Raw genomic sequence first — 18,783 nt, 5'->3', positions numbered from 1 at the left:
AAGAGCCAAAGGCTCCCCTCATCCGCGCCTGCAGGGCCCCTCGCTCCGCCCCGGCCCCGCGTAGCACGCGGGGCGTACGAACAGGCACGGGCCTTAGGCTCGTGCCTGTTCTCAACCCCGCGAGCGGGAGAAGCGAAGGCATGTATTGCTTTTGCTTCGGGGTCAAACCTTCAGAACCTCCACCCGATAACTCGGCTTCTCCCCGCTGTTGTCGATGATCAAGCCATGCACATCCGATTCAAACCCCGGGAAGCGTGCATTCTGTTCGCGGGCGATGCGCAGCGATTGGATGATGGGATCGTCGCTGGCGCCGAAACGCTCGCCCGGCATGATGGTCGGAATGCCGGGCGGGTAGGGCACCAGCATGGTGCCGGCAACGCGGCCGCTGAGCTGGTCGATGTCCACCCGCTCGATCTCACCACGCACCAGATGGTTATAGGCTTCGGCCGGTGTGATCACCGGCTCCGGCAGCTCCACGTACATCTCGCGCATCACCTCGGCTACGCGGAACTCGCGGTTGAACTCATGCAGGGCTGCACAGAGATCGCGCAGGCCCCAACCGGCGTAGGCAGCGGCATTGTCTTCGAGCAGGCTGGGTAGTGATTGGCTCAGCGGTGCGTTGGCATCGTACAGGTCCTTGAATGCCAGCAACTCGGTGACCAGGGTGCTCCACTTGCCCTTGGTGATGCCCATCGAGAACAGGAACAGCACCGAGTACAGGTTGGTCTTCTCCACGGTAATGCCGCGCGACCACAGGAATTTGCTGAGAATTGCCGCAGGTATTCCCAGTTTTCCCATCTCGCCGTCCATCGACAGGCCGGGTGTCAGCAAGGTGACCTTTACCGGATCGATGAGCACATAGTCATCGGCGAGGTTGTCGAAGCCGTGCCAGCGCGCATCCGGGCGCAGGTACCAATCGGGGCGCGAGGTGACCATCGGCTTGCTGCTGTCGCCCTTGGCCAGGGTGCGCTCCACGCCGTCGGGCTGCCAGACCTTGAACCACCAGTCATCGCGGCCCAGATCCTCACTGACGTGCAGCATTGCACGGCGGAAGGCGACGGCCTCATCGTGCATTTCCTGCACCAGGGATTTGCCTGCGTCACCTTCCATCATCTTGGAGGCGACATCGCAGGCGGCGATGATGCCGTAGTGCGGGCTGGTGGAGGTGTGCATCATGAAGGATTCGTTGAAGCGTTCCGCATCCAGTTCTCGGGTAGCGGCATTGCGCACGTGGATCATCGAGGCCTGCGAGAACGCGGCCAGCAGCTTGTGCGTGGAGTGGGTGGTAAAGATGATGGCGTCCTGCTCACGCGGCTTGCCCTTGGCCATGCCGTAGTGGTTCTCGTAGAAGGGATGGAACGCGGCATAGGCGTACCAGGCTTCATCGAAATGCAGGAAGTCCACCGCGGTGCCCAGGTTGTCGGCGATCTTCTCGGCGTTGTAGCAGAGCCCGTCATAGGTGGAGTTGGTGACCACCGCAATGCGCGGTTTCACCCCGGGCTTGGCGGCCTTGCTGGCCAGGGGGGTGGCCTGGATCATCTTCTGCAGGGCCTCGCCGGAGAACTGGTCCAGACTGATCGGCCCGATGATGCCGTGGGCATTGCGGCTGGGGGTGAAGTACACCGGGATGCCGCCCGTCATGATAAGTGCGTGCAGCAGCGACTTGTGACAGTTGCGGTCGACGAACACGATGTCACCCCGCGCCACCGTGCCATGCCAGACGATCTTGTTGGCGGTGGAGGTGCCATTGGTGACAAAGAAGGTATGGTCGGCGCCGAAATTGCGCGCCGCCTCGGTTTCGGCATCACGGATCGGACCGGTGTGGTCGAGCAGTGAGCCGAGCTCCGGCACCGAAATGGACAGATCGCTGCGCAGGGTGTTCTCGCCGTAGAACTGATGCAGTGCACGGCCAACGGGCGACTTGGTGAAGGCGACACCGCCGGCATGGCCGGGGGTATGCCAGGAGTAGTTGGATTGGGCCGAGTGATGGATCAGCGCCTTGAAGAACGGTGGCAGCAGCTTGGCCATGTAGTCGTCGGCCGCGCGCATCACTTGCCTGGCGATGAAGCTCTTGGTGTCTTCGAACAGGAAGATGTAGCCGTGCACGAACTTGAGCAGCTTGCTCGGTATCTTCTCGATGGTGCGGCGTTCGCCGTAGAGGAATACCGGCAAATCGGCGCGGCGCTGGCTCTGCTCGCGCAGGAAGGCGAGCAGGCGTTGGAACTGGTCGTCATCGTCCTCGGTGCCGTCGATGGAAATCAGTACCGCCGAGGCGGCCACGTAGGTGCGTGCGCCGGCGCGGGCATCGTCCAGGTTCAGGCCGGTGAGTACACGCTGGTCGCTCTTGCGCAGCTCTTCGGCGAGGGCGCGGATAAGGATGCCGGCGATACGCGGCGATTCGTAGTCGGCATCGATGATGACGATCGGGTAGTCGAGTGATTTGAAGTACATGGTGTTGTTCCTGTCTACCGAGCGGGGGATCAGTTCGTGCTGGCACGGGCGGTGCCAGTCGGAGTGAATTTGGCCAGGCGCTGCTTGCGGCGCTCATCGCTGAAGAATGGATAGAACACGGTGATGAACAGTACGAACAGGAAGGCGTACTGAACGATGCTGCCGGAGGAGCCATAGATGGCCCACAGGCAGTAGACGACGGTGATGCTGGTCAGTACCCAGAACGCACCGGTGTGGGCGATGGTATGCGAGCGTTCCACCACGAAGTAGCACGCCACGCAGGAATAGATGTAAGGCAGCAGGGTCAGTACCACCGCCGCGGACGTGATCACGTCGAACTGGGCGGACGCGGTCTCCGAGGTCGATGTGATCAGCACCGCAATCGTCATCAGCACGGCAACGATCAACACGCCCTTGACCGGTACTTCATCCTTGTTGATCTTGCTGAAAACGCTGGGAAACAAACCGTCATCGGAGGCTGCCTTGGCGCTTTGCGCGGTCAACAGGATCCAACCGCCCAACGAGCCAGCTGCACCGAGGAAGGCGCACAGACTGACCAGCGCGCCGCCCCAGCCGCCGACCGCGGTGGCCGCTGCCAGCGCAAACGGTGCATCGGAGACCTGCAGGTCGGCATTGGGCACCATGCCCATGATTACCGAGGAGCTGGCGATGTAGGCAATCGCGGCGAGGAAAACGCCTGCCAGGGTTGCGCGCGCCACGTTCTTCTCCGGGTTCTCCACGACACCTGCGGTGACCGAGGCCGACTCCACGCCGATGAAGGCCCACAAGGTCAATGCAGCGGCGCTGGATACCGCACCGAAGTTGGATTGGCCGGAAACGTTGTAGGCGCCCTTGAAGATGGTGGGGTCGAAGTAGAACCAGCCGAAGATGGCAATGCCCAGGATCGGTACCAGCGCAAAGCTGGTGGTCACCGTCTGTACGCGGCTGACGAAGGATGGGCCAATCACATTGGCGAAGCTCAAGGCCCATACCAGCAGCAGCACCGCGATGCAGCGCGGTACCGGGTCGGACAGGATCGGGAAGAAGTAGCTGAAGTAGCCAACGGCAGCAATGGGAATCGCGACGTTGCCGATCCAGTTGGCGAACCAGTAGATGGTGTTGGTCTGGAAGCCCATGTAAGGGCCAAACCAGTCACGGGCGTAGGCGTAAGGACCGCCTGCCTTTGGTGCCAACTTGCCGAGCTTGGCGAATACGAATGCCAGCAACAATGCACCGGCCGTGGTAACCAGCCAGCCCCAGATCGAGGCGGTGCCGATCTTGGCCAGGCTTGAAGGCAGCAGGAAGACACCTGAGCCCATCATGTTGCCTGCCACCAGGAAGGTCGCGCCAACGACCCCGATTTTCTTCTGACCTGCCATGACTATCTCCTTTCGCCGGCTGTACCGGGTAATTCGATGGGAAGGGCATTACGTGAATCGTTGGGTGGCGAGCTGCACATGGACGTGTGCCGGCGTCGGCTGCCTGTTACTTGATGAAGTTGTATTGCAGGCTGCCCTGCAGGCGCAGGGTGTCCGCATCGCGGCCGTTCTGCAGTTGCTGTTGGCCGTATAGCAGTTCCATGCCCATGGTCCAGGATGGTGCTGGGCTCCATAGCAGATTCAGTGCGGCGTAGCGGCTGCGACGGAACGCGTCGCCGGCCAGTGCGTCAGCGCTGTCGATCTGCAACTGCCCGTAGATCAGGTTGGAGCGCCACAGGTCCGACCAGTAGTGGGTATAGCCGAAGTAGCCGCCGCGCAGTGGCAGCGCCTTCAGCCGGCCGTCGGCATCAATGGCGGCATCCAGATTGGAACCGGTCAGGTCTGCGGTATAGCGGCTGATGCCCTTGCCGCCAATCAGGCCGAACAGCAGCAGGTCACGCTCGGCTACCGCGTAGGAACCGCTCAACTGCAAGCCCCCACCAAACGTACGGTTGCTGCGGCCATCACCGTCGTAGCCAAGGCTGCGCAGCACCGCGCCCAGCTGCAGGTGGCCCCAGTCACGCTCCATGCGTGCGACCAGGCTGATGTCGGGCAGGTGCTCGGTCTTGCTGTCGTTGTCGCCGGTGTTGGCGAGCTGCGAGTCCGGGTCTTCTGCAGCCAGGGTCAAGCTATTGCCCTTGCCAAGCGCAAAGCTGTGATGGATGCCGGCGACCAGCAGGTAACCGGCGGCACCCGGTCCGGCAAAGTCCAACGTGTCCGGCAGCGCGTCGGCATCCATGAAAGTGGAGTAGCCGTAGCCCGCATAGGTGTTGCCCAACTGGCCGTAGGCGTGGCGTAGGCGGAACTCGTAGCTGTCGCTGCTGCCGAAGAAATCGTTCTCCAGGTAGAAGCGCAGCTTGCCGTGTGTGGTAGGGCGGCGCGCTTCGAAGCTGAAGCGGGTCTGCTTGGCATGCATGCCGAAGTGCGAGACATCGCGATGCGGGCTGTCGACCGGAATCGATGATGGAATGAACTGCTCGGTGTCACCAGCGGCGCTGCGGTCTGCAATCGCATCGAGTTTGGCGTAGCCACCGAGTCGGATCATGGTGTCGGTGCCGGGGATGGCAATGAAACCCTTCAGCTCGGGGTCGTTTGGCGAAGGCGCATTGTCCGGGCGCGAGGCGGCGGTGGAAGGGTCGGCAACCGAATCACGGGCGGGCAGGATGGTCTAGGCCGGCGGTGCTGCGCCGGTATGCGGTGCTGATGATGAAACGGTAGCCCGTGCTGCCGGAACCGTGGAGGTTGGGGCTGGATTGGCTTGGCCCTGCTCAAGGGCATCAAGCCGCGCATTGAGTGATTGCAGGTGTTGCTGGGCCTGGGCGATCTCCGCGCGCAGCGCGGCGACGGAGTCCTGCGCGCTCGCCGCGCAGGGCAACAACGCAAGTGGCAACAATGTGGCCAGCGTCAGTGGTTTCATCGCCTGTTCCGTGGAGAAAAACACCTCTCACGGCCGGGACGGATCCCAGCCGCCATTTCACCGATTACCCACGTGGCGACGCGCTGGATGCCTCCCTCATGCCTGCGTGAAGCCTGCCCATTTACCATGGTCGAGGCTGGGTTATGGCTACGTGAATTTAGGATGAAACCTTATGTCATAAACGGCACGTACCTGACGCCGGTAGCGGTTTAGTCTTCGCTTTCGATGCGGCCGATTTCCAACGGTACGCGACGGCCATCCAACAGCCCGCGGCTGAGCTTGCCATCCTCGATGAACAGCAACTCGCCGTTCTCGCCGTCCTTGATGCTGCTGTCGATGGCGATGATGCGATCGCCGTGGAAACTGCTGACGTGTGGCATCGAGGTGTGGCCGACCACGATGCGGGTAACTCCCAGTCGGTCGAGCACTCCCTGCACGCCGGTTGTATCCAGTTGACCGTTGAAATAGCCGCGATACCAGATCGGGCTGGTCTTGCCATCGTACAGCGGTGCAGTGACCGGATCTGCCTTCACCTCCGCCTTGGGCCGACCCAGCGAGGCCTGGTAAGCGGCGTTGGTGGCCGCTGGATCGAGTGCGAGTTGCAGTGCGTCGGGTGAGATGCCGCCATGCAGGAACAAGGTGTCGCCGATGCGCAGCAGCACCGGGCGCGTGCGCAGCCACTGCCCGATCACCGAATCGGCACCATACAGTTGCGGATAGCTACGGCCGAGCAGCTGGGCGCTGCGCAGGTATTTGGGATTGACGTAACGCAGGTCGTCGTACAGCACCATCGTTTCATGGTTGCCGAGCACGAAGTGGACTGCACCGCCGGCCTGTGCCGCTTGCTGCTGCAGGCTGTAGAGCAACCAGAAGGCTTCGGTGACCTGTGGGCCACGGTCGAATACGTCGCCGGCGATGACCAGCGTGTCCTGGCCCAATGCCCAGTTGTCTTCGTCATTGATCACGCCGTTGGCGCGCAGCAGCCGCTGCAGCAGCGCGTATTGGCCGTGGATGTCGGAGACGGCGACGATGCGCGGCACCGCGGGCAGTACCGCGGCGGCTGGAGTGGCGAGTGGGGTGATATGCAAGGGATGCGGATAGCCGCATTCCGGCGCGACAGCACGGGGGATGTCGCGCCTCGCCCTTATCCTCCGCGAAATCACCTGGTCGTCGCAGATCCATTGCGCCCGTACACGCTTGCCATCGCGGAACACGTAGGGGCCATCGGCCTGCACATGCGCCGCTGGCTGCGGCACCTCGCGGGCGTTGGCATCCAGAGCGGGCAGGGCACTGCACAGCAGCAGGATGAGCAAGGCGCGGAAGAGGGGCATGGCAGGATTCCAAAGACGGGTGACCGGTTGCACCCGTCTGCAGCCTATGTCGCCGTTGCCCCGGCAGCATGTGCTATCGGTTGGTATTGGCTGCTGCTCAGTCGCGACGCAACGCGGTGCGGCCCGGGGCGGCGGGCAAGGCATCGCTGCCCAGTACGACGCGATTGCGGCCCTGCTTCTTGGCCTGGTACATGGCGGCGTCGGCACGTGCCATCACCCGCTCGTAGTCGGGGTGGCCGTCATACAAGGCAACGCCGATGCTGGCGCTGATGGGCAGGAGCTGGCCATCAGCAAGGGTGACCGGCGTATCCACAAGGCGTCGACACAGGCCATCGGCAATCACCATGGCCTGGCGTTCTTCCACCGCCACCAGTACGACGACGAATTCTTCACCGCCGTAGCGGAATACATAGTCGCTGCCACGGGTGAACTGGCTGAGGATGCCGGCAACGTGTTGCAGTGAGCGATCGCCGGCTTCGTGGCCGTGTTCGTCGTTGATGGCCTTGAAGTGATCCAGGTCCAGCAGCAATACGGCGAAGCTGTCGCCAGACTTTTCCGCCAGTTCGATCTCGCGGCGCAGCACGGTGGGCAGGAAGCGTCGGTTGAGCAGATTGGTCAAGGCATCGCAGCCGGCATCCAGCTCGCCGATGCGCTCGAACAACATGCCCAGCAAGGTGCGGATCTGGCTGACCTTGGAGCGCACGTCCTGCAGCTGCGCGGTACGCGCGGCCGGATCGCTGTCCTGCTGCAGGGTGTGCTGCAGCAATTGGTCGACGTCTTGGATCAGACCGCTGATCTGGCGGGTTTCGGAGCTCTCGCCAAAGCTGGGAATGCCCTTGTGGTTGAACCAAAGGCCGAACTCGGAACGCGCCAGGGTCTGGAAGCTGCCCAGGTCGCCCTGCGCTGCCAACGCATACAGGAGCGTGTTTTCCCAATCCAGCAGCAAGGCGCGCTGGCGTTCGCGCTCGGTGCTCACATTCTGTACCAGCGAGAACAGCCGGTAGGCGGCATCCGTGCGTGAGGAACGTTCCCGTGCGTTGGAATAGGCCAGTGTCATACCCTCCAGCGCGATGTCGAACGATGCGGTGAGGCTGGCAATGGCGGTGTGTGCGGCCTCGCCGTGTCCGGCCTGCTCGCCGATCAGTTGGAACAGGCGTTGCTTCAGCACGCGGGTGCCACGGGTAACCAGGTCTACCGGGATGCCCACGCGTGCATGCACATCGCCGATGACGCGCTGGTTGGCGATCAACTGCTCGACGTTGTCGGATGTGGCGCGCAGCAGGTCCCTGACCCAGCGCTGCATCGCCGGCTGCAGTCGTACCCGCACCTGATCATGTGACATCGAGCGTGAGGCACGCGCGTCGTTCATCATGACCTTGTAAAAATGCGCGGCCAGTTCAGCGGCATGCGCGTCGGCCAGGCCCGCGAGGATCTGGCTCGCCTCGACACCGGCGGCGTCGAGGCATTGTTTCCAGGCATCGGCCAGAGCGCTGCTGTCGGTGTCAGGGGGTGGTGCGGGAGCGATATTCATGCGTACGACCAGTAAAGTGCCAAGAGGCAGCCGATTATTATCGGCAGCAACAGCAGGTTTTTGAGGACTTTGTGTTGATAGTTGAATTCACTGTTTGTTCAAGTTTGCTTGTGCTGGGCAGTATCGGGTTGGCGGGATGATCAGCGCCGGCCCATTTCCGTTGATGGCGCTGGTTGCTGTGCTGGCACTGGCGATCGGCTGGTTCTTCGCGCGCGCATTGGCACCTGCCGCCGATGGGATGCGCAGCCGCGCTGGTGCGGTGGTGCTGGATGCGTTTCTGCTGGGTTTGCTTGGCGCACGCCTGGCGCATGTGGCGCTGCATGCCGGCGATTACCTGGCACAGCCGCTGTCCATCATTCGGCTGGGCGATGGTGGCTATTCGATCTGGGCCGGCCTGCTGGTCGCAGCGGCCTATGCAATGTGGAAGACCCGCCAACGCATCCTGCGCAAGCCGGTGTTGCTGGGTCTGGCCGCTGGCGCTGCGCTGTGGGCAATCGGCGGCATGGCGCTGTTTGCAGTGCAGCGCTCGGCGATTCCGCTGCCGGATGCGGTGCTGGTTGATCTGCAGGACAGGCCGGCACCGTTGGCCGCTTTCGCTGGCAAGCCAACCGTGATCAATCTTTGGGCGACCTGGTGTGGCCCGTGCCGGCGCGAGATGCCGGTGCTGGCACAGGCGCAGCAGGCGCACCCGCAGGTGCAGTTCGTGTTCGCCAATCAGGGCGAAAGCCGCGATGAAGTCGCCGATTATCTGCGTGCCGAGAACATGCAGTTGGACAACGTGCTGCTGGATGCCGAGTCGCGCGTGATGCGGCAGACCGGCGCCCGCGCCCTGCCAACCACCCTGTTTTTCGGTGCCGACGGACGCCTGCGCAATGTGCACATGGGCGAGCTGTCGCGCGCCACCTTGGAAGCGCGTCTGCGCGAAATGCAATAACCCTTTCCTGAAAGAGACACACGATGATACGTTCCCGTTCGATGTTGCTGTTGTTGTCCGCCATGACGCTGGCGCCGCTGGCCTGCGCACAGACCGCCAGTGCCCCGGCTGCGACGGCCGCCAAGCCGGCTGCGGTCAACGAGCCGGCCGTGGTGAAAACCCTGCGTTCGCAGGGTGTTGAGTTCATGGGTACGTTCGAAACACCGGTTGGCCTGACCGGCTATGCCGGCGTCGCTGGCCAGCGTCCGCTGGGCGTGTATGTATCCAAGGACGGCGAGTACGCGGTGGTTGGCACCCTGGTCAACGCCAAGGGTGAGGACGTCAGCGCCGCCAAGCTCAAGGAGCTGGTGTCCGGGCCGATGGGCCAGCAGGCCTGGGCCAAGGTGGAAGCCAGCCATTGGGTGCGCGATGGCAAGGCCGATGCGCCGCGCGTCATCTATTCCTTCAGCGACCCGAACTGCCCGTATTGCAACCGTTTCTGGGAAGCGGCGCAGCCATGGGTGGCCGCAGGCAAGGTGCAGATCCGGCAGATCCTGGTCGGCGTGATCCGCGAGGACAGTGCCAACAAAGCCGCCGCGATTCTGGGCGCAGCCTCACCGGAGCAGGCGCTGATCCAGAACGAGCGTGATTTCGCCAAGGGCGGCATCAAGCCGCTGGCGACGGTACCGGCGGCGGTGCAGGCCAAGCTGCGTGCCAATGAGGCCTTGATGCTGGATCTGGGCTTCCAGGGCACGCCGGGCATCCTGTTCAAGGATGCCGACGGCACGGTGCAGATGCGTTCGGGCATGCCGCAGGGCGATGACATGCAGACGGTGCTCGGACCACGCTGATCACTGAACCGGGCGGCGGCGATGTAATAGTCTCCGCCGCCAGTGGCTGACTAAGCTGGCCCCGCCATGAGGAGCCAGCCATGAGTCACGACCACAACCATCTGCCCAGCGAAATCCGCCACGAGAAACCGCTGTGGTGGGCATTGGGCCTGACCACCGCCTATCTGGTGGTGGAAGTCATCGGCGCTTTCTGGACCAACAGCCTGGCGCTGTTGTCCGATGCCGCGCACATGGCAACCGATGCGATCGGCCTGATGATCGCGTTGACCGCCGTTCGCCTGAGCCGGCGTCCGCCCGATGCCAAACGCACTTACGGTTATGCGCGGTTGGAGGCCTTGGGTGCGGTAGCCAACGGCCTGCTGTTGTTCGGCGTGGGCATCTACATCCTGTTCGAGGCCGTTCAGCGCTTCCAGCAGCCGCAGGCGATCGCCTCCACCGGCATGATGTGGGTGGCTGCATTCGGCCTGGTGGTGAACCTGATCGCGATGCGCCTGCTCAGTGCTGGCAGCGGTGAAAGCCTCAACGTCAAGGGCGCCTACCTGGAAGTGTGGAGCGACATGCTTGGCTCGGTGGCGGTGATTGCCGGCGGCCTGATCATCCACTTCACCGGTTGGACCCTGGTCGATCCGATCCTGGCCGTGCTGATCGGCCTGTGGGTGCTGCCGCGTACCTGGGTGCTGTTGCGCGATGCGATCAATGTGTTGCTGGAGGGCGTGCCGAAGGGTGTGGTGCTGGCTGATATCGAGGCAGCGCTACGCGGGCACGCTGGTGTAGCCGGTATCCATGACCTGCATGTGTGGGCGCTGGCATCGAGCACCCCGGCCTTGACCGTGCACGTGGTGATGCATGACGGCCAGGCGCCGGATGTATTGCGTCGACAGCTGGCGGACCTGCTGCATGAGCGGTTTGATATCGATCATGTGACGGTGCAGGTTGAAGCGGATCACTGCGGTGATGATTGTGCGGACAAGAAGGCGGGTGGCGGTCATGATGATCATGAAGGCCATGCGCACGGGCCGGATGATCAAGGCCATCACGGCCATGTGCACCGCTAGAGGTAGTGCCGAGCCATGCTCGGCAGGGGCTTTGCCGGTGGCTTTCCGGCATTGCAGGAGCGGCGTCAGCCGCGAAGCTGGCAGCGCTGAAATTACCGGTACAACTGCAATTTGATTGATCTGTGGCTGCGCGGCTGACGCCGCTCCTACAAGGAAGGCGTGCCGGTAAGGCTACTGCCGAGCATGGCTCGGCACTACAGGTGAAAAAAAAACGGAGCCTTTCGGCTCCGTTTTTCATTCAATCAACCGGCAAGAACTCAAATCACCGGTTCACGCAGCTCCGGCATCTCCCAGCCTTGGCGCGGCGCAAAACGGTCGCCATGGCGGGCCTGCAAGGTCTTCAGCTTCTCAACCAGGGCATCGGCGCCGGTAGCGCGGATATGCTGGATCGGGCCGCCACGGAACGGGGCGAAACCGGTGCCGAAGATCACCCCGGCATCGAGCAGGTCGGCATCGGCGACCACGCCGTCATGCAGGCAGGCCACCGCTTCGTTGAGCAGCGGCAGGATCAGGCGGTCTTCCAGGTCCGACGGTGGCTGGTAGTCCTTGGCCACTTCCGGCTTCACCGCGCGACCGTTCTCCCACTTGTAGATGCCCTGGCCGTCCTTCTTGCCGCGCTTGTTCGGCTCGACGGTCGCCAGTGCGGCCGGGATCTGCAGGCCCAGGAACGGTGCCAGCTCCTTGCCCACGCCAGCGGCCACGTCCAGGCCCACCGTATCCAGCAGTTCGATCGGGCCCATCGGCATGCCGAACTTGACCGCGGCCTTGTCGATCACCGGGCCGGGGATGCCTTCGGCATACGCGGTGGCGGCTTCCAGCATGTACGGGAACAGCACGCGGTTGACCAGGAAGCCGGGCGTGCCGGCCACCGGCACCGGGAACTTGCCCAGCGCCTTGCAGAACGCAGCCAGACGCTTCTCGGTTTCCGGCGCCATGCCGTCGTGGTGGATGATTTCCACCAACGGCATCTGTGCAACCGGGTTGAAGTAATGCAGGCCGGCAAACTGCGCCGGGCGCTGGATATGGTCACGCAACTCGACCAGCGGGATCGAGGAGGTGTTGGTGGTCAGCAGCGCGTCAGCCTTCATCTTCGGCTCCAGCGTCTGGTACAGCGCACGCTTGGCTTCCGGGTTCTCGATGATGGCTTCGATCACCAGATCGGCATCGGCAACGCCGTCACCGGCAAGATCGGCCTTCAGCCGTGCGGCCACTTCCGGGCGCTTGCTCTCATCGCGCACCTTCTTGTCGAACAGCGCCTGTGCGCGGGTCATGGCCGGGTCGATGAAGCGCTGCTCACGGTCCTGCAAGGTCACGTTGAAGCCCTTGTAGGCCGCCCAGGCAGCAATATCGCCGCCCATCACGCCGGCACCGACCACGTGCACGTGCTTGATGCCCGAGTCCTTGCCGCCCAGGCCCTTGAGCCGTTCGGTCAGGAAGAAGATGCGGATCAGGTTGCGCGCGGTCGGGCTGCTGGCCAGCTTGACCACCGCACGACGCTCGGCGTCCAGACGCTTCTGGATCGGGCTGCCACCGCTGCGTTCCCAGGTGCTGATCAGCGCATAGGGCGCCGGGTACTGGTCCTTCTTGGCCTTGCGCGCGACCTGCTTGGCCATCTGCGGGGCGAGGATCTTGCGGGCCAGGAAGGTATTGGTGGCCCAGGCAGTGGCGCGCTGCTTGAACGGGCGGGTCACGCCGGTCTGCAGCAATGCGACCGCCGCATCGACCAGCACCGCCGGGGCGGCGACCTTGTCGACCAGGCCGATCGCACGGGCGGCCGAAGCCGACAAGGTGCGGCCGGTCAGCATCATGTCCATCGCCGCCGGCGCACCGACCAGCTGTGGCAGGCGTGCACTGCCGCCCCAGCCCGGGAAGATGCCCAACTGGGTCTCGGGCAGGCCGATACGGGTGGATTGATCGTTGGAGGCCACGCGATAACGGCAGGCCAGCGCCAGCTCGGTGCCGCCGCCCAGGCAGTGGCCGTGGATCGCGGCGACCGTGGGGCAGGGCAGCTCGGCCAGCTTCTGGTAGACGCTCTGGCCACGACGGATGGCGTCATTGACGGTGCCGCGGCGGTCGAATTCCTGGAATTCCTTCAGGTCGGCGCCAGCGATGAAGCCGGCCGCCTTGGTCGAGCGCACCACCACGCCCTTGGGCGGGTCGATGGCCAGGCGCTCGACGATGTCGCCCAGTTCCAGCAGCACGTCCTGCGACATGGCATTGACCGGGCTGTCCTTGCGGTCGAGGCTGAGCACTGCCACGCCATCCTCGCGCAGCTCGGTTTGCCAATGATTGAAGCGGAGCCCGTCGAAGCCTGAGAGCATGGGACGTTCCATCCGGTTGTGTATGGAGAAGACCGCTATGATCCAGAGGTTGTTTCCCTGCCGTCAAATCCCAATGTCAGGAAGTGTGTTGTGCTTATCTGGTCAGCGCCCCTGCAGGTTAGCCGAACGGGAGTTAAAAGCTGGTGCGGTACCGCTGGGACAGGGTGCTGAACTTTTGCCGCGAACAGCGGTCTTATTGCCCGACGTCGGTTGGGCTGACAGGAGTGCGGCCCGTTATGGCCGAGGTTGAAACACCGCAGGAGCTGGACCTGGAGCTGGTCCGGCGTGTGCAGCGCGGCGAAAGCGCGGCGTTCGATGTGTTGGTACGCAAGTACCAGCATCGGATCATCGCGTTGATCGGGCGCTACATCGCCGACTGGAGTGAATGTCAGGACGTGGCCCAGGACACTTTCGTGCGCGCTTACCGTGCGCTCGGGAACTTCCGTGGCGACGCCCAGTTCTATACCTGGTTGCATCGGATCGCAGTGAATACCGCAAAAAACTACCTGGCAGCACACAACCGGCGCCCCCCCACCGACGACATCGAGATCGGTGACGCCGAGCAGTTCGACAGTGGGGTCCGCCTGCGCGACAACGACACGCCCGAACGTGAGTTGATGCGCCAGGAACTGGAACAAACCGTGATGAAGGCGGTTGATGCGTTGCCCGAAGAGCTGCGCTCAGCCATTACGTTGCGAGAGGTGGAAGGCATGAGTTACGAGGATATCGCGCAGAAAATGGGATGCCCGATCGGCACGGTGCGGTCGCGGATCTTCCGTGCCCGCGAGGCCATCGACGCACAGCTGCGTCCCTTGCTGGATACTCCCAGCGCTACCCGTGAACGGAGTCGCGTATGAGCACGCAAGACCGTAACCCGGTGTCGGCCGGTGCTGCGCCGGACAAGTTTGAACAGCACTATCGCCAGCAACTGTCCGCGCTGGTGGATGGTGAGCTGGCCGCCGATGAGGCGCGCTTCATGCTGCGCCGGCTGGAACACGACAGTGAGCTTTCGGCCTGCCAGGAGCGCTGGCAGGTCCTGGGTGATGTGATGCGCGGCCAGGCCTGCGCACCGGCTCCCTTGGATTTCACTGCGCGGGTCCGTCAGGCGGTGGACGCCGATGCCCGCCAGAATGGGCCAATAGTTGCCGCACCTGCCCAACAGCGCGCAGCCCGAACTGGCTGGCGGCGTTGGGGCGGCGGTGCCGCCCTGGCGGCCTCGGTGGCTGCGGTGGCCTTGTTCATGGCCCGCGAACAGCTGCCGGAAACCAACGCGCCCACGCCGGTCATCGCGACCACGGCGGAAGTTGCTCCGGCACCCGCACAGCCGTCGGCCCCCACCGCGGCGGATGCCGGCAATGTTGCTGGTCTGGTTGCGGCCGCACCGGCGGTTGCTGCCGCCGTGACCCGGCGCCAGGACGCCGCTGCCCGCCGGGGCAGCGCGACCCGCACCCAGCAGGCAGCGCGGGCCGGTACCGCGCGCCTGGCCGAGCCGCAGCGGGCGATTGCTTCCGCACCGGTGCTGCCGGCAACCCCGGCGTTGCGCCAGGACCCGTTTGCCACCGGCAATGGGGTGCTGCACGCGCGGCCATGGCCACGCTCGACCGTGGCACCATCGCTGTCGCAGGGGGCGCTCAACGCAAGTTTCCCTGCGCAGGAGCAGGGTGGGGCGACGTTCTATCCGTTCGAACCGCGCATGCCGGCACAGGGTGCCGACGATGCCGAGTCGCGCAGGCTGTTGCCGCGTCAGTGAGTGTTGCTTGCCGGTCGTCCGCCTCAGGACGGCCGGTTTTCCCCGGATTCCAGGTTTGTGCGCTGTGGTTGGGCGTACCGGGCTTGGCTGTTCTTTCCCGCTTTGACTGAATTGGAGGCTCGAAGCTGATGACCCCACGTATCCAAAACAAGGTATTTGGCCTGCTGGCGATGACCTTGCCGTTGGTGGCCTGCGCGCAGAGCCCGGCTCCGGATGCGCCGGCCGCGCAGGTAGCCGCTACCCGCGCCGCCCCCGCGCCGCAGCTGGTGCAGGGCCTGCCTGACTTCACCCAACTGGTCGACCAGGTCGGCCCGGGCGTGGTCAAGGTCGATACCGTGATCGGCGCCCGCCGCAACCCGCGCGCTGCCCAGCAGGGCCCGGACATGGACCAGATGCCGGAGTTCTTCCGCCGCTTCTTCGGTCCGGATTTCCAGATGCCGGGGCCGGGTCAGCAAGGGCCGGACAGCGGTCCGCGCGGGCGCAGCATGGGTTCGGGCTTCATCATCTCCAATGACGGCTATGTGCTGACCAACCACCACGTCATCGACGGTGCCGAGTCGGTCAAGATCACCTTGAGTGATCGCCGCGAGTTCACCGCCAAGGTGGTCGGCAGTGATGCCCAGTACGACGTGGCGTTGTTGAAGGTCGAGGCCAAGAACCTGCCAACCGTGCGCGTAGGTGACTCCAACTCGCTCAAGCCGGGCCAGTGGGTGGTGGCGATCGGCTCGCCGTTCGGCCTGGACCACTCGGTTACCGCCGGCATCGTCAGTGCGCTGGGCCGCAATACCGGTGGCAACGAGCAGCGCTATGTGCCGTTCATCCAGACTGACGTGGCGATCAACCAGGGCAACTCCGGTGGTCCCCTGCTGAATACGCGCGGCGAAGTGGTTGGCATCAATTCGCAGATATTCTCCGCCTCCGGCGGCTATATGGGCATCAGCTTCGCGATCCCGATCGATCTGGCGATGAACGCGGTCGAGCAGATCAAGAAGACCGGCAAGGTCAGCCGTGGCCAGTTGGGCGTGATGGTCGGCGAGGTGACCAGCGACATCGCGCAGGGCTTCAAGCTGCCTGACAGCCGCGGTGCGCTGGTCAACCAGATGGTGCCCGACAGTGCGGCGGCCAAGGCGGGTATCGAGGTGGGTGACGTGATCCGTGCGGTCAATGGCACCGAGATCAATACCTCCAGCGAGCTGCCGCCGATGATTGGCGCGATGCCGCCGGGCAGCAAGGTGCGGATGAGCATCCTGCGTGATGGCAAGCCGCGCGATATCACCGTGACCCTGAGCGAGCTGGCCGAGGATGCGGCGCGCCCGGGTAACACCGCTGCCGCTGGCGATGACGCCAAGCCGCAGGCCGGCGCCAATGCCCTGCTGGGGCTGGAAGTGGCTGATCTGACGGCCGCCGAGCGTCGCCAGCTTGGCCTGGAGTCGGGCGAGGGCGTGCGCATCACCGGCGTCAACAGCCAGTCCGGCCGCGAGGCGCGCCTGGCCCCGGGGATGGTGGTGCTGCAGGTCGGGCGTGCCCCGGTCGGTAGCGTTGCCGCCCTGAACAGGGAGTTGGCCGGTTACAAGAAGGGCGACGTGGTCATGTTGCTGGTCCGCGCCGGTGCCAACAGCGCCTTCGTTCCGGTCCGCGCCGGCGAATAAGCCCGCCAGGCCTTGCAATGCCTACAGGAGCCGCCTTCGGGCGGCTCCTTTCGTTCAGCTGCCGGCCAAACCCTGTGCGGGGCTTGGCTCCGGCATGCGATAATGCCCCGTTATCCTGACGACGCAGCGCCGCCGCCGCCACCTATGTCACATGATTCGATGCGGATGATCCGCAACTTCTCCATCATTGCCCACGTCGACCACGGCAAGTCCACCCTGGCCGACCGCATCATCCAGTTGTGTGGCGGCTTGACCGCGCGCGAAATGGAAGCGCAGGTCCTGGACAACAACCCCATCGAGCGCGAGCGTGGTATCACGATCAAGTCGCAGTCGGTGTCGGTGCCGTATACGGCCCGCAATGGCCAGACCTACTTCCTGAACTTCATCGATACCCCCGGCCACGTTGACTTCTCCTATGAAGTCAGTCGCTCGCTGGCCGCCTGCGAAGGCGCGCTGCTGGTGGTGGATGCGGCCCAGGGCGTGGAAGCGCAGTCGGTCGCCAACTGCTATACGGCCATCGAGCAGGGCCTGGAAGTGGTGCCGGTGCTGAACAAGATCGACCTGCCCACCGCCGATACCGATCGCGCCAAGGCCGAGATCGAGGCCGTGATCGGCATCGATGCCTCCGACGCGGTTGCGGTCAGCGCCAAGACCGGCCTGAACATGGAGGAGGTGCTGGAAGCCATCGTGCACCGCATCCCGCCGCCGGCCGACCGTGGCAGTGACAAGCTGCAGGCGTTGATCATCGACTCCTGGTTCGACAACTACCTGGGCGTGGTCTCGCTGGTGCGCGTGATGCAGGGCCAGATCAAGGCCGGCGACAAGATCCAGGTCATGTCCACCGGCCGTTGGCATCTGGTCGACAAGGTCGGCGTCTTTACCCCCAAGCGCAAGGAAATGCCTGCGCTGCGTGCCGGTGAAGTGGGCTGGATCAACGCCAGCATCAAGGACGTGCACGGTGCGCCGGTCGGCGACACCCTGACCCTGCAGGCCGATCCCGCCGCCGAGCCGCTGCCCGGCTTCCAGGAAATGCAGCCGCGCGTGTTCGCCGGCCTGTTCCCGGTCGATGCCGAGGACTATCCGGACCTGCGCGAAGCCCTCGACAAGCTGCGCCTGAATGACGCCGCGCTGAGCTTCGAGCCGGAAAGCTCCGAGGCGATGGGCTTCGGCTTCCGTTGCGGCTTCCTTGGCATGCTGCACATGGAGATCGTGCAGGAGCGCTTGGAGCGCGAATACAACCTCGACCTGATCAGCACCGCGCCGACGGTGATCTACGAGGTGCTCAAGAGCGACGGCACCATCGTGATGATGGACAACCCGGCCAAGCTGCCGCCGGTCAACCAGGTCGAAGAGATCCGCGAGCCGATCATCCGCGCCAACATCCTCACCCCCGAGGACTACATCGGCAGCATCATCAAGCTGTGCGAAGAGAAGCGTGGCACCCAGATCGGCATCAACTACATGGGCAGCCAGGTGCAGATCAGCTACGAGCTGCCGATGGCCGAAGTGGTGCTGGACTTCTTTGACAAGCTCAAGTCGGTCAGCCGTGGCTACGCCTCGCTGGAATACCACTTCGTGCGCTTCGAGGCCGGCCCGTTCGTGCGCCTGGACGTGCTGATCAACGGTGACAAGGTTGACGCCCTGTCGCTGATCGCCCACCGCAGCCACGCCGATCGCCGCGGCCGCGAGCTGTGCGAGAAGATGAAGGACCTGATCCCCCGGCAGATGTTCGACGTGGCCATCCAGGCCGCGATCGGCGCACAGATCATCGCCCGCACCACGGTCAAGGCCATGCGCAAGAACGTGCTGGCCAAGTGCTATGGTGGCGACGTTTCGCGCAAGAAGAAGCTGTTGGAGAAGCAGAAGGAAGGCAAGAAGCGCATGAAGCAGGTGGGCCGTGTGGAGATTCCGCAGGAAGCCTTCCTTGCTGTGCTGCAGATGGACAAGTAACAGTGAATCGAGAGTAGGGAATGGGCAATCGTAATGGCAGAGCGGACCCGCTTTGGACTGCGCGATTGCCTGCTCCCCATTCCCCA

12 protein-coding genes and 1 pseudogene are annotated in these 18,783 nt (G+C 64.0%); 7 read left to right on the top strand and 6 right to left on the bottom strand.

Annotation, left to right across the window (positions count from 1 at the left end; translation table 11 throughout):
• Nucleotides 1-162: 162 nt before the first annotated feature.
• From ACVOLQ_RS03450 to ACVOLQ_RS03430, 5 genes and pseudogenes are all read right to left on the bottom strand, one after another.
• Complete coding sequence (locus tag ACVOLQ_RS03450) at nucleotides 163-2,451, bottom strand: Orn/Lys/Arg family decarboxylase (protein WP_481527071.1); 2,289 nt, start codon at nucleotides 2,449-2,451, stop codon at nucleotides 163-165.
• Between the two features lie 29 nt (nucleotides 2,452-2,480).
• Nucleotides 2,481-3,830 (bottom strand): arginine/agmatine antiporter, encoded by a 1,350-nt coding sequence (adiC, locus tag ACVOLQ_RS03445; RefSeq protein WP_481527070.1) that lies wholly within the window; start codon nucleotides 3,828-3,830, stop codon nucleotides 2,481-2,483.
• A gap of 106 nt (nucleotides 3,831-3,936) precedes the next feature.
• Nucleotides 3,937-5,346: pseudogene (locus ACVOLQ_RS03440) on the bottom strand (DcaP family trimeric outer membrane transporter).
• A gap of 209 nt (nucleotides 5,347-5,555) precedes the next feature.
• Nucleotides 5,556-6,677 (bottom strand): metallophosphoesterase, encoded by a 1,122-nt coding sequence (locus ACVOLQ_RS03435; RefSeq protein WP_481527069.1) that lies wholly within the window; start codon nucleotides 6,675-6,677, stop codon nucleotides 5,556-5,558.
• 97 nt (nucleotides 6,678-6,774) lie between these two features.
• Complete coding sequence (locus tag ACVOLQ_RS03430; RefSeq protein ID WP_313494303.1) at nucleotides 6,775-8,208, bottom strand: GGDEF domain-containing protein; 1,434 nt, start codon at nucleotides 8,206-8,208, stop codon at nucleotides 6,775-6,777.
• Between the two features lie 136 nt (nucleotides 8,209-8,344).
• Between ACVOLQ_RS03430 and ACVOLQ_RS03425 the strand changes: the two genes are divergently transcribed.
• The 3 genes from ACVOLQ_RS03425 to ACVOLQ_RS03415 all read left to right on the top strand — a co-directional run bounded on the left by ACVOLQ_RS03425 (nucleotide 8,345) and on the right by ACVOLQ_RS03415 (nucleotide 11,027).
• Nucleotides 8,345-9,142, top strand: coding sequence for a prolipoprotein diacylglyceryl transferase family protein (locus ACVOLQ_RS03425; RefSeq protein WP_481527068.1), 798 nt, complete (start codon nucleotides 8,345-8,347; stop codon nucleotides 9,140-9,142).
• A gap of 23 nt (nucleotides 9,143-9,165) precedes the next feature.
• Nucleotides 9,166-9,972, top strand: coding sequence for a thiol:disulfide interchange protein DsbG (gene dsbG, locus ACVOLQ_RS03420; RefSeq protein WP_481527067.1), 807 nt, complete (start codon nucleotides 9,166-9,168; stop codon nucleotides 9,970-9,972).
• Nucleotides 9,973-10,052: 80 nt separating this feature from the next.
• Nucleotides 10,053-11,027 carry a cation diffusion facilitator family transporter gene (locus ACVOLQ_RS03415; protein ID WP_313170615.1) on the top strand — a complete coding sequence of 325 codons (975 nt, stop codon included), beginning with the start codon at nucleotides 10,053-10,055 and terminating at the stop codon, nucleotides 11,025-11,027.
• A 257-nt stretch (nucleotides 11,028-11,284) separates the two neighbouring features.
• On the opposite strand, the gene ACVOLQ_RS03410 is transcribed toward ACVOLQ_RS03415, so the two are convergent.
• Nucleotides 11,285-13,348, bottom strand: coding sequence for a 3-hydroxyacyl-CoA dehydrogenase NAD-binding domain-containing protein (locus ACVOLQ_RS03410; protein WP_481527066.1), 2,064 nt, complete (start codon nucleotides 13,346-13,348; stop codon nucleotides 11,285-11,287).
• 236 nt (nucleotides 13,349-13,584) lie between these two features.
• Here ACVOLQ_RS03410 and rpoE point away from each other — a divergent pair, with 236 nt between their 5' ends.
• From rpoE to lepA, 4 genes are all read left to right on the top strand, one after another.
• A complete protein-coding gene (gene rpoE, locus ACVOLQ_RS03405; protein ID WP_313170618.1) occupies nucleotides 13,585-14,205 on the top strand; it encodes an RNA polymerase sigma factor RpoE in 621 nt (206 codons plus the stop codon).
• Nucleotides 14,202-15,098: a sigma-E factor negative regulatory protein gene (locus tag ACVOLQ_RS03400; protein WP_481527065.1), complete on the top strand. Its 897-nt coding sequence runs from the start codon at nucleotides 14,202-14,204 to the stop codon at nucleotides 15,096-15,098. The genes rpoE and ACVOLQ_RS03400 overlap by 4 nt, the downstream gene beginning before the upstream one ends.
• Nucleotides 15,099-15,226: 128 nt before the next feature.
• Nucleotides 15,227-16,747, top strand: a complete 1,521-nt coding sequence (locus ACVOLQ_RS03395) for a DegQ family serine endoprotease (protein ID WP_313495512.1) — start codon at nucleotides 15,227-15,229, stop codon at nucleotides 16,745-16,747.
• Nucleotides 16,748-16,906: 159 nt separating this feature from the next.
• Nucleotides 16,907-18,697 carry a translation elongation factor 4 gene (gene lepA / locus ACVOLQ_RS03390; protein ID WP_481527164.1) on the top strand — a complete coding sequence of 597 codons (1,791 nt, stop codon included), beginning with the start codon at nucleotides 16,907-16,909 and terminating at the stop codon, nucleotides 18,695-18,697.
• Nucleotides 18,698-18,783: the final 86 nt, after the last annotated feature.

It is taken from the genome of Stenotrophomonas sp. STEN031, from assembly GCF_056759975.1.
This window is presented reverse-complemented; position numbering and strand designations above follow the sequence as displayed.

Bases quoted from the DNA above. Each gene is read 5' to 3' on its own strand.
- ACVOLQ_RS03395 (WP_313495512.1), top strand. From the start codon at position 15,227: ATGACCCCACGTATCCAAAACAAGGTATTTGGCCTGCTGGCGATGACC.
- lepA (WP_481527164.1), top strand. From the start codon at position 16,907: ATGCGGATGATCCGCAACTTCTCCATCATTGCCCACGTCGACCACGGC.
- ACVOLQ_RS03450 (WP_481527071.1), bottom strand. From the start codon at position 2,451: ATGTACTTCAAATCACTCGACTACCCGATCGTCATCATCGATGCCGAC.
- ACVOLQ_RS03430 (WP_313494303.1), bottom strand. From the start codon at position 8,208: ATGAATATCGCTCCCGCACCACCCCCTGACACCGACAGCAGCGCTCTG.
- ACVOLQ_RS03410 (WP_481527066.1), bottom strand. From the start codon at position 13,348: ATGCTCTCAGGCTTCGACGGGCTCCGCTTCAATCATTGGCAAACCGAG.
- ACVOLQ_RS03425 (WP_481527068.1), top strand. From the start codon at position 8,345: ATGATCAGCGCCGGCCCATTTCCGTTGATGGCGCTGGTTGCTGTGCTG.
- dsbG (WP_481527067.1), top strand. From the start codon at position 9,166: ATGATACGTTCCCGTTCGATGTTGCTGTTGTTGTCCGCCATGACGCTG.
- ACVOLQ_RS03435 (WP_481527069.1), bottom strand. From the start codon at position 6,677: ATGCCCCTCTTCCGCGCCTTGCTCATCCTGCTGCTGTGCAGTGCCCTG.
- rpoE (WP_313170618.1), top strand. From the start codon at position 13,585: ATGGCCGAGGTTGAAACACCGCAGGAGCTGGACCTGGAGCTGGTCCGG.
- ACVOLQ_RS03415 (WP_313170615.1), top strand. From the start codon at position 10,053: ATGAGTCACGACCACAACCATCTGCCCAGCGAAATCCGCCACGAGAAA.
- adiC (WP_481527070.1), bottom strand. From the start codon at position 3,830: ATGGCAGGTCAGAAGAAAATCGGGGTCGTTGGCGCGACCTTCCTGGTG.
- ACVOLQ_RS03400 (WP_481527065.1), top strand. From the start codon at position 14,202: ATGAGCACGCAAGACCGTAACCCGGTGTCGGCCGGTGCTGCGCCGGAC.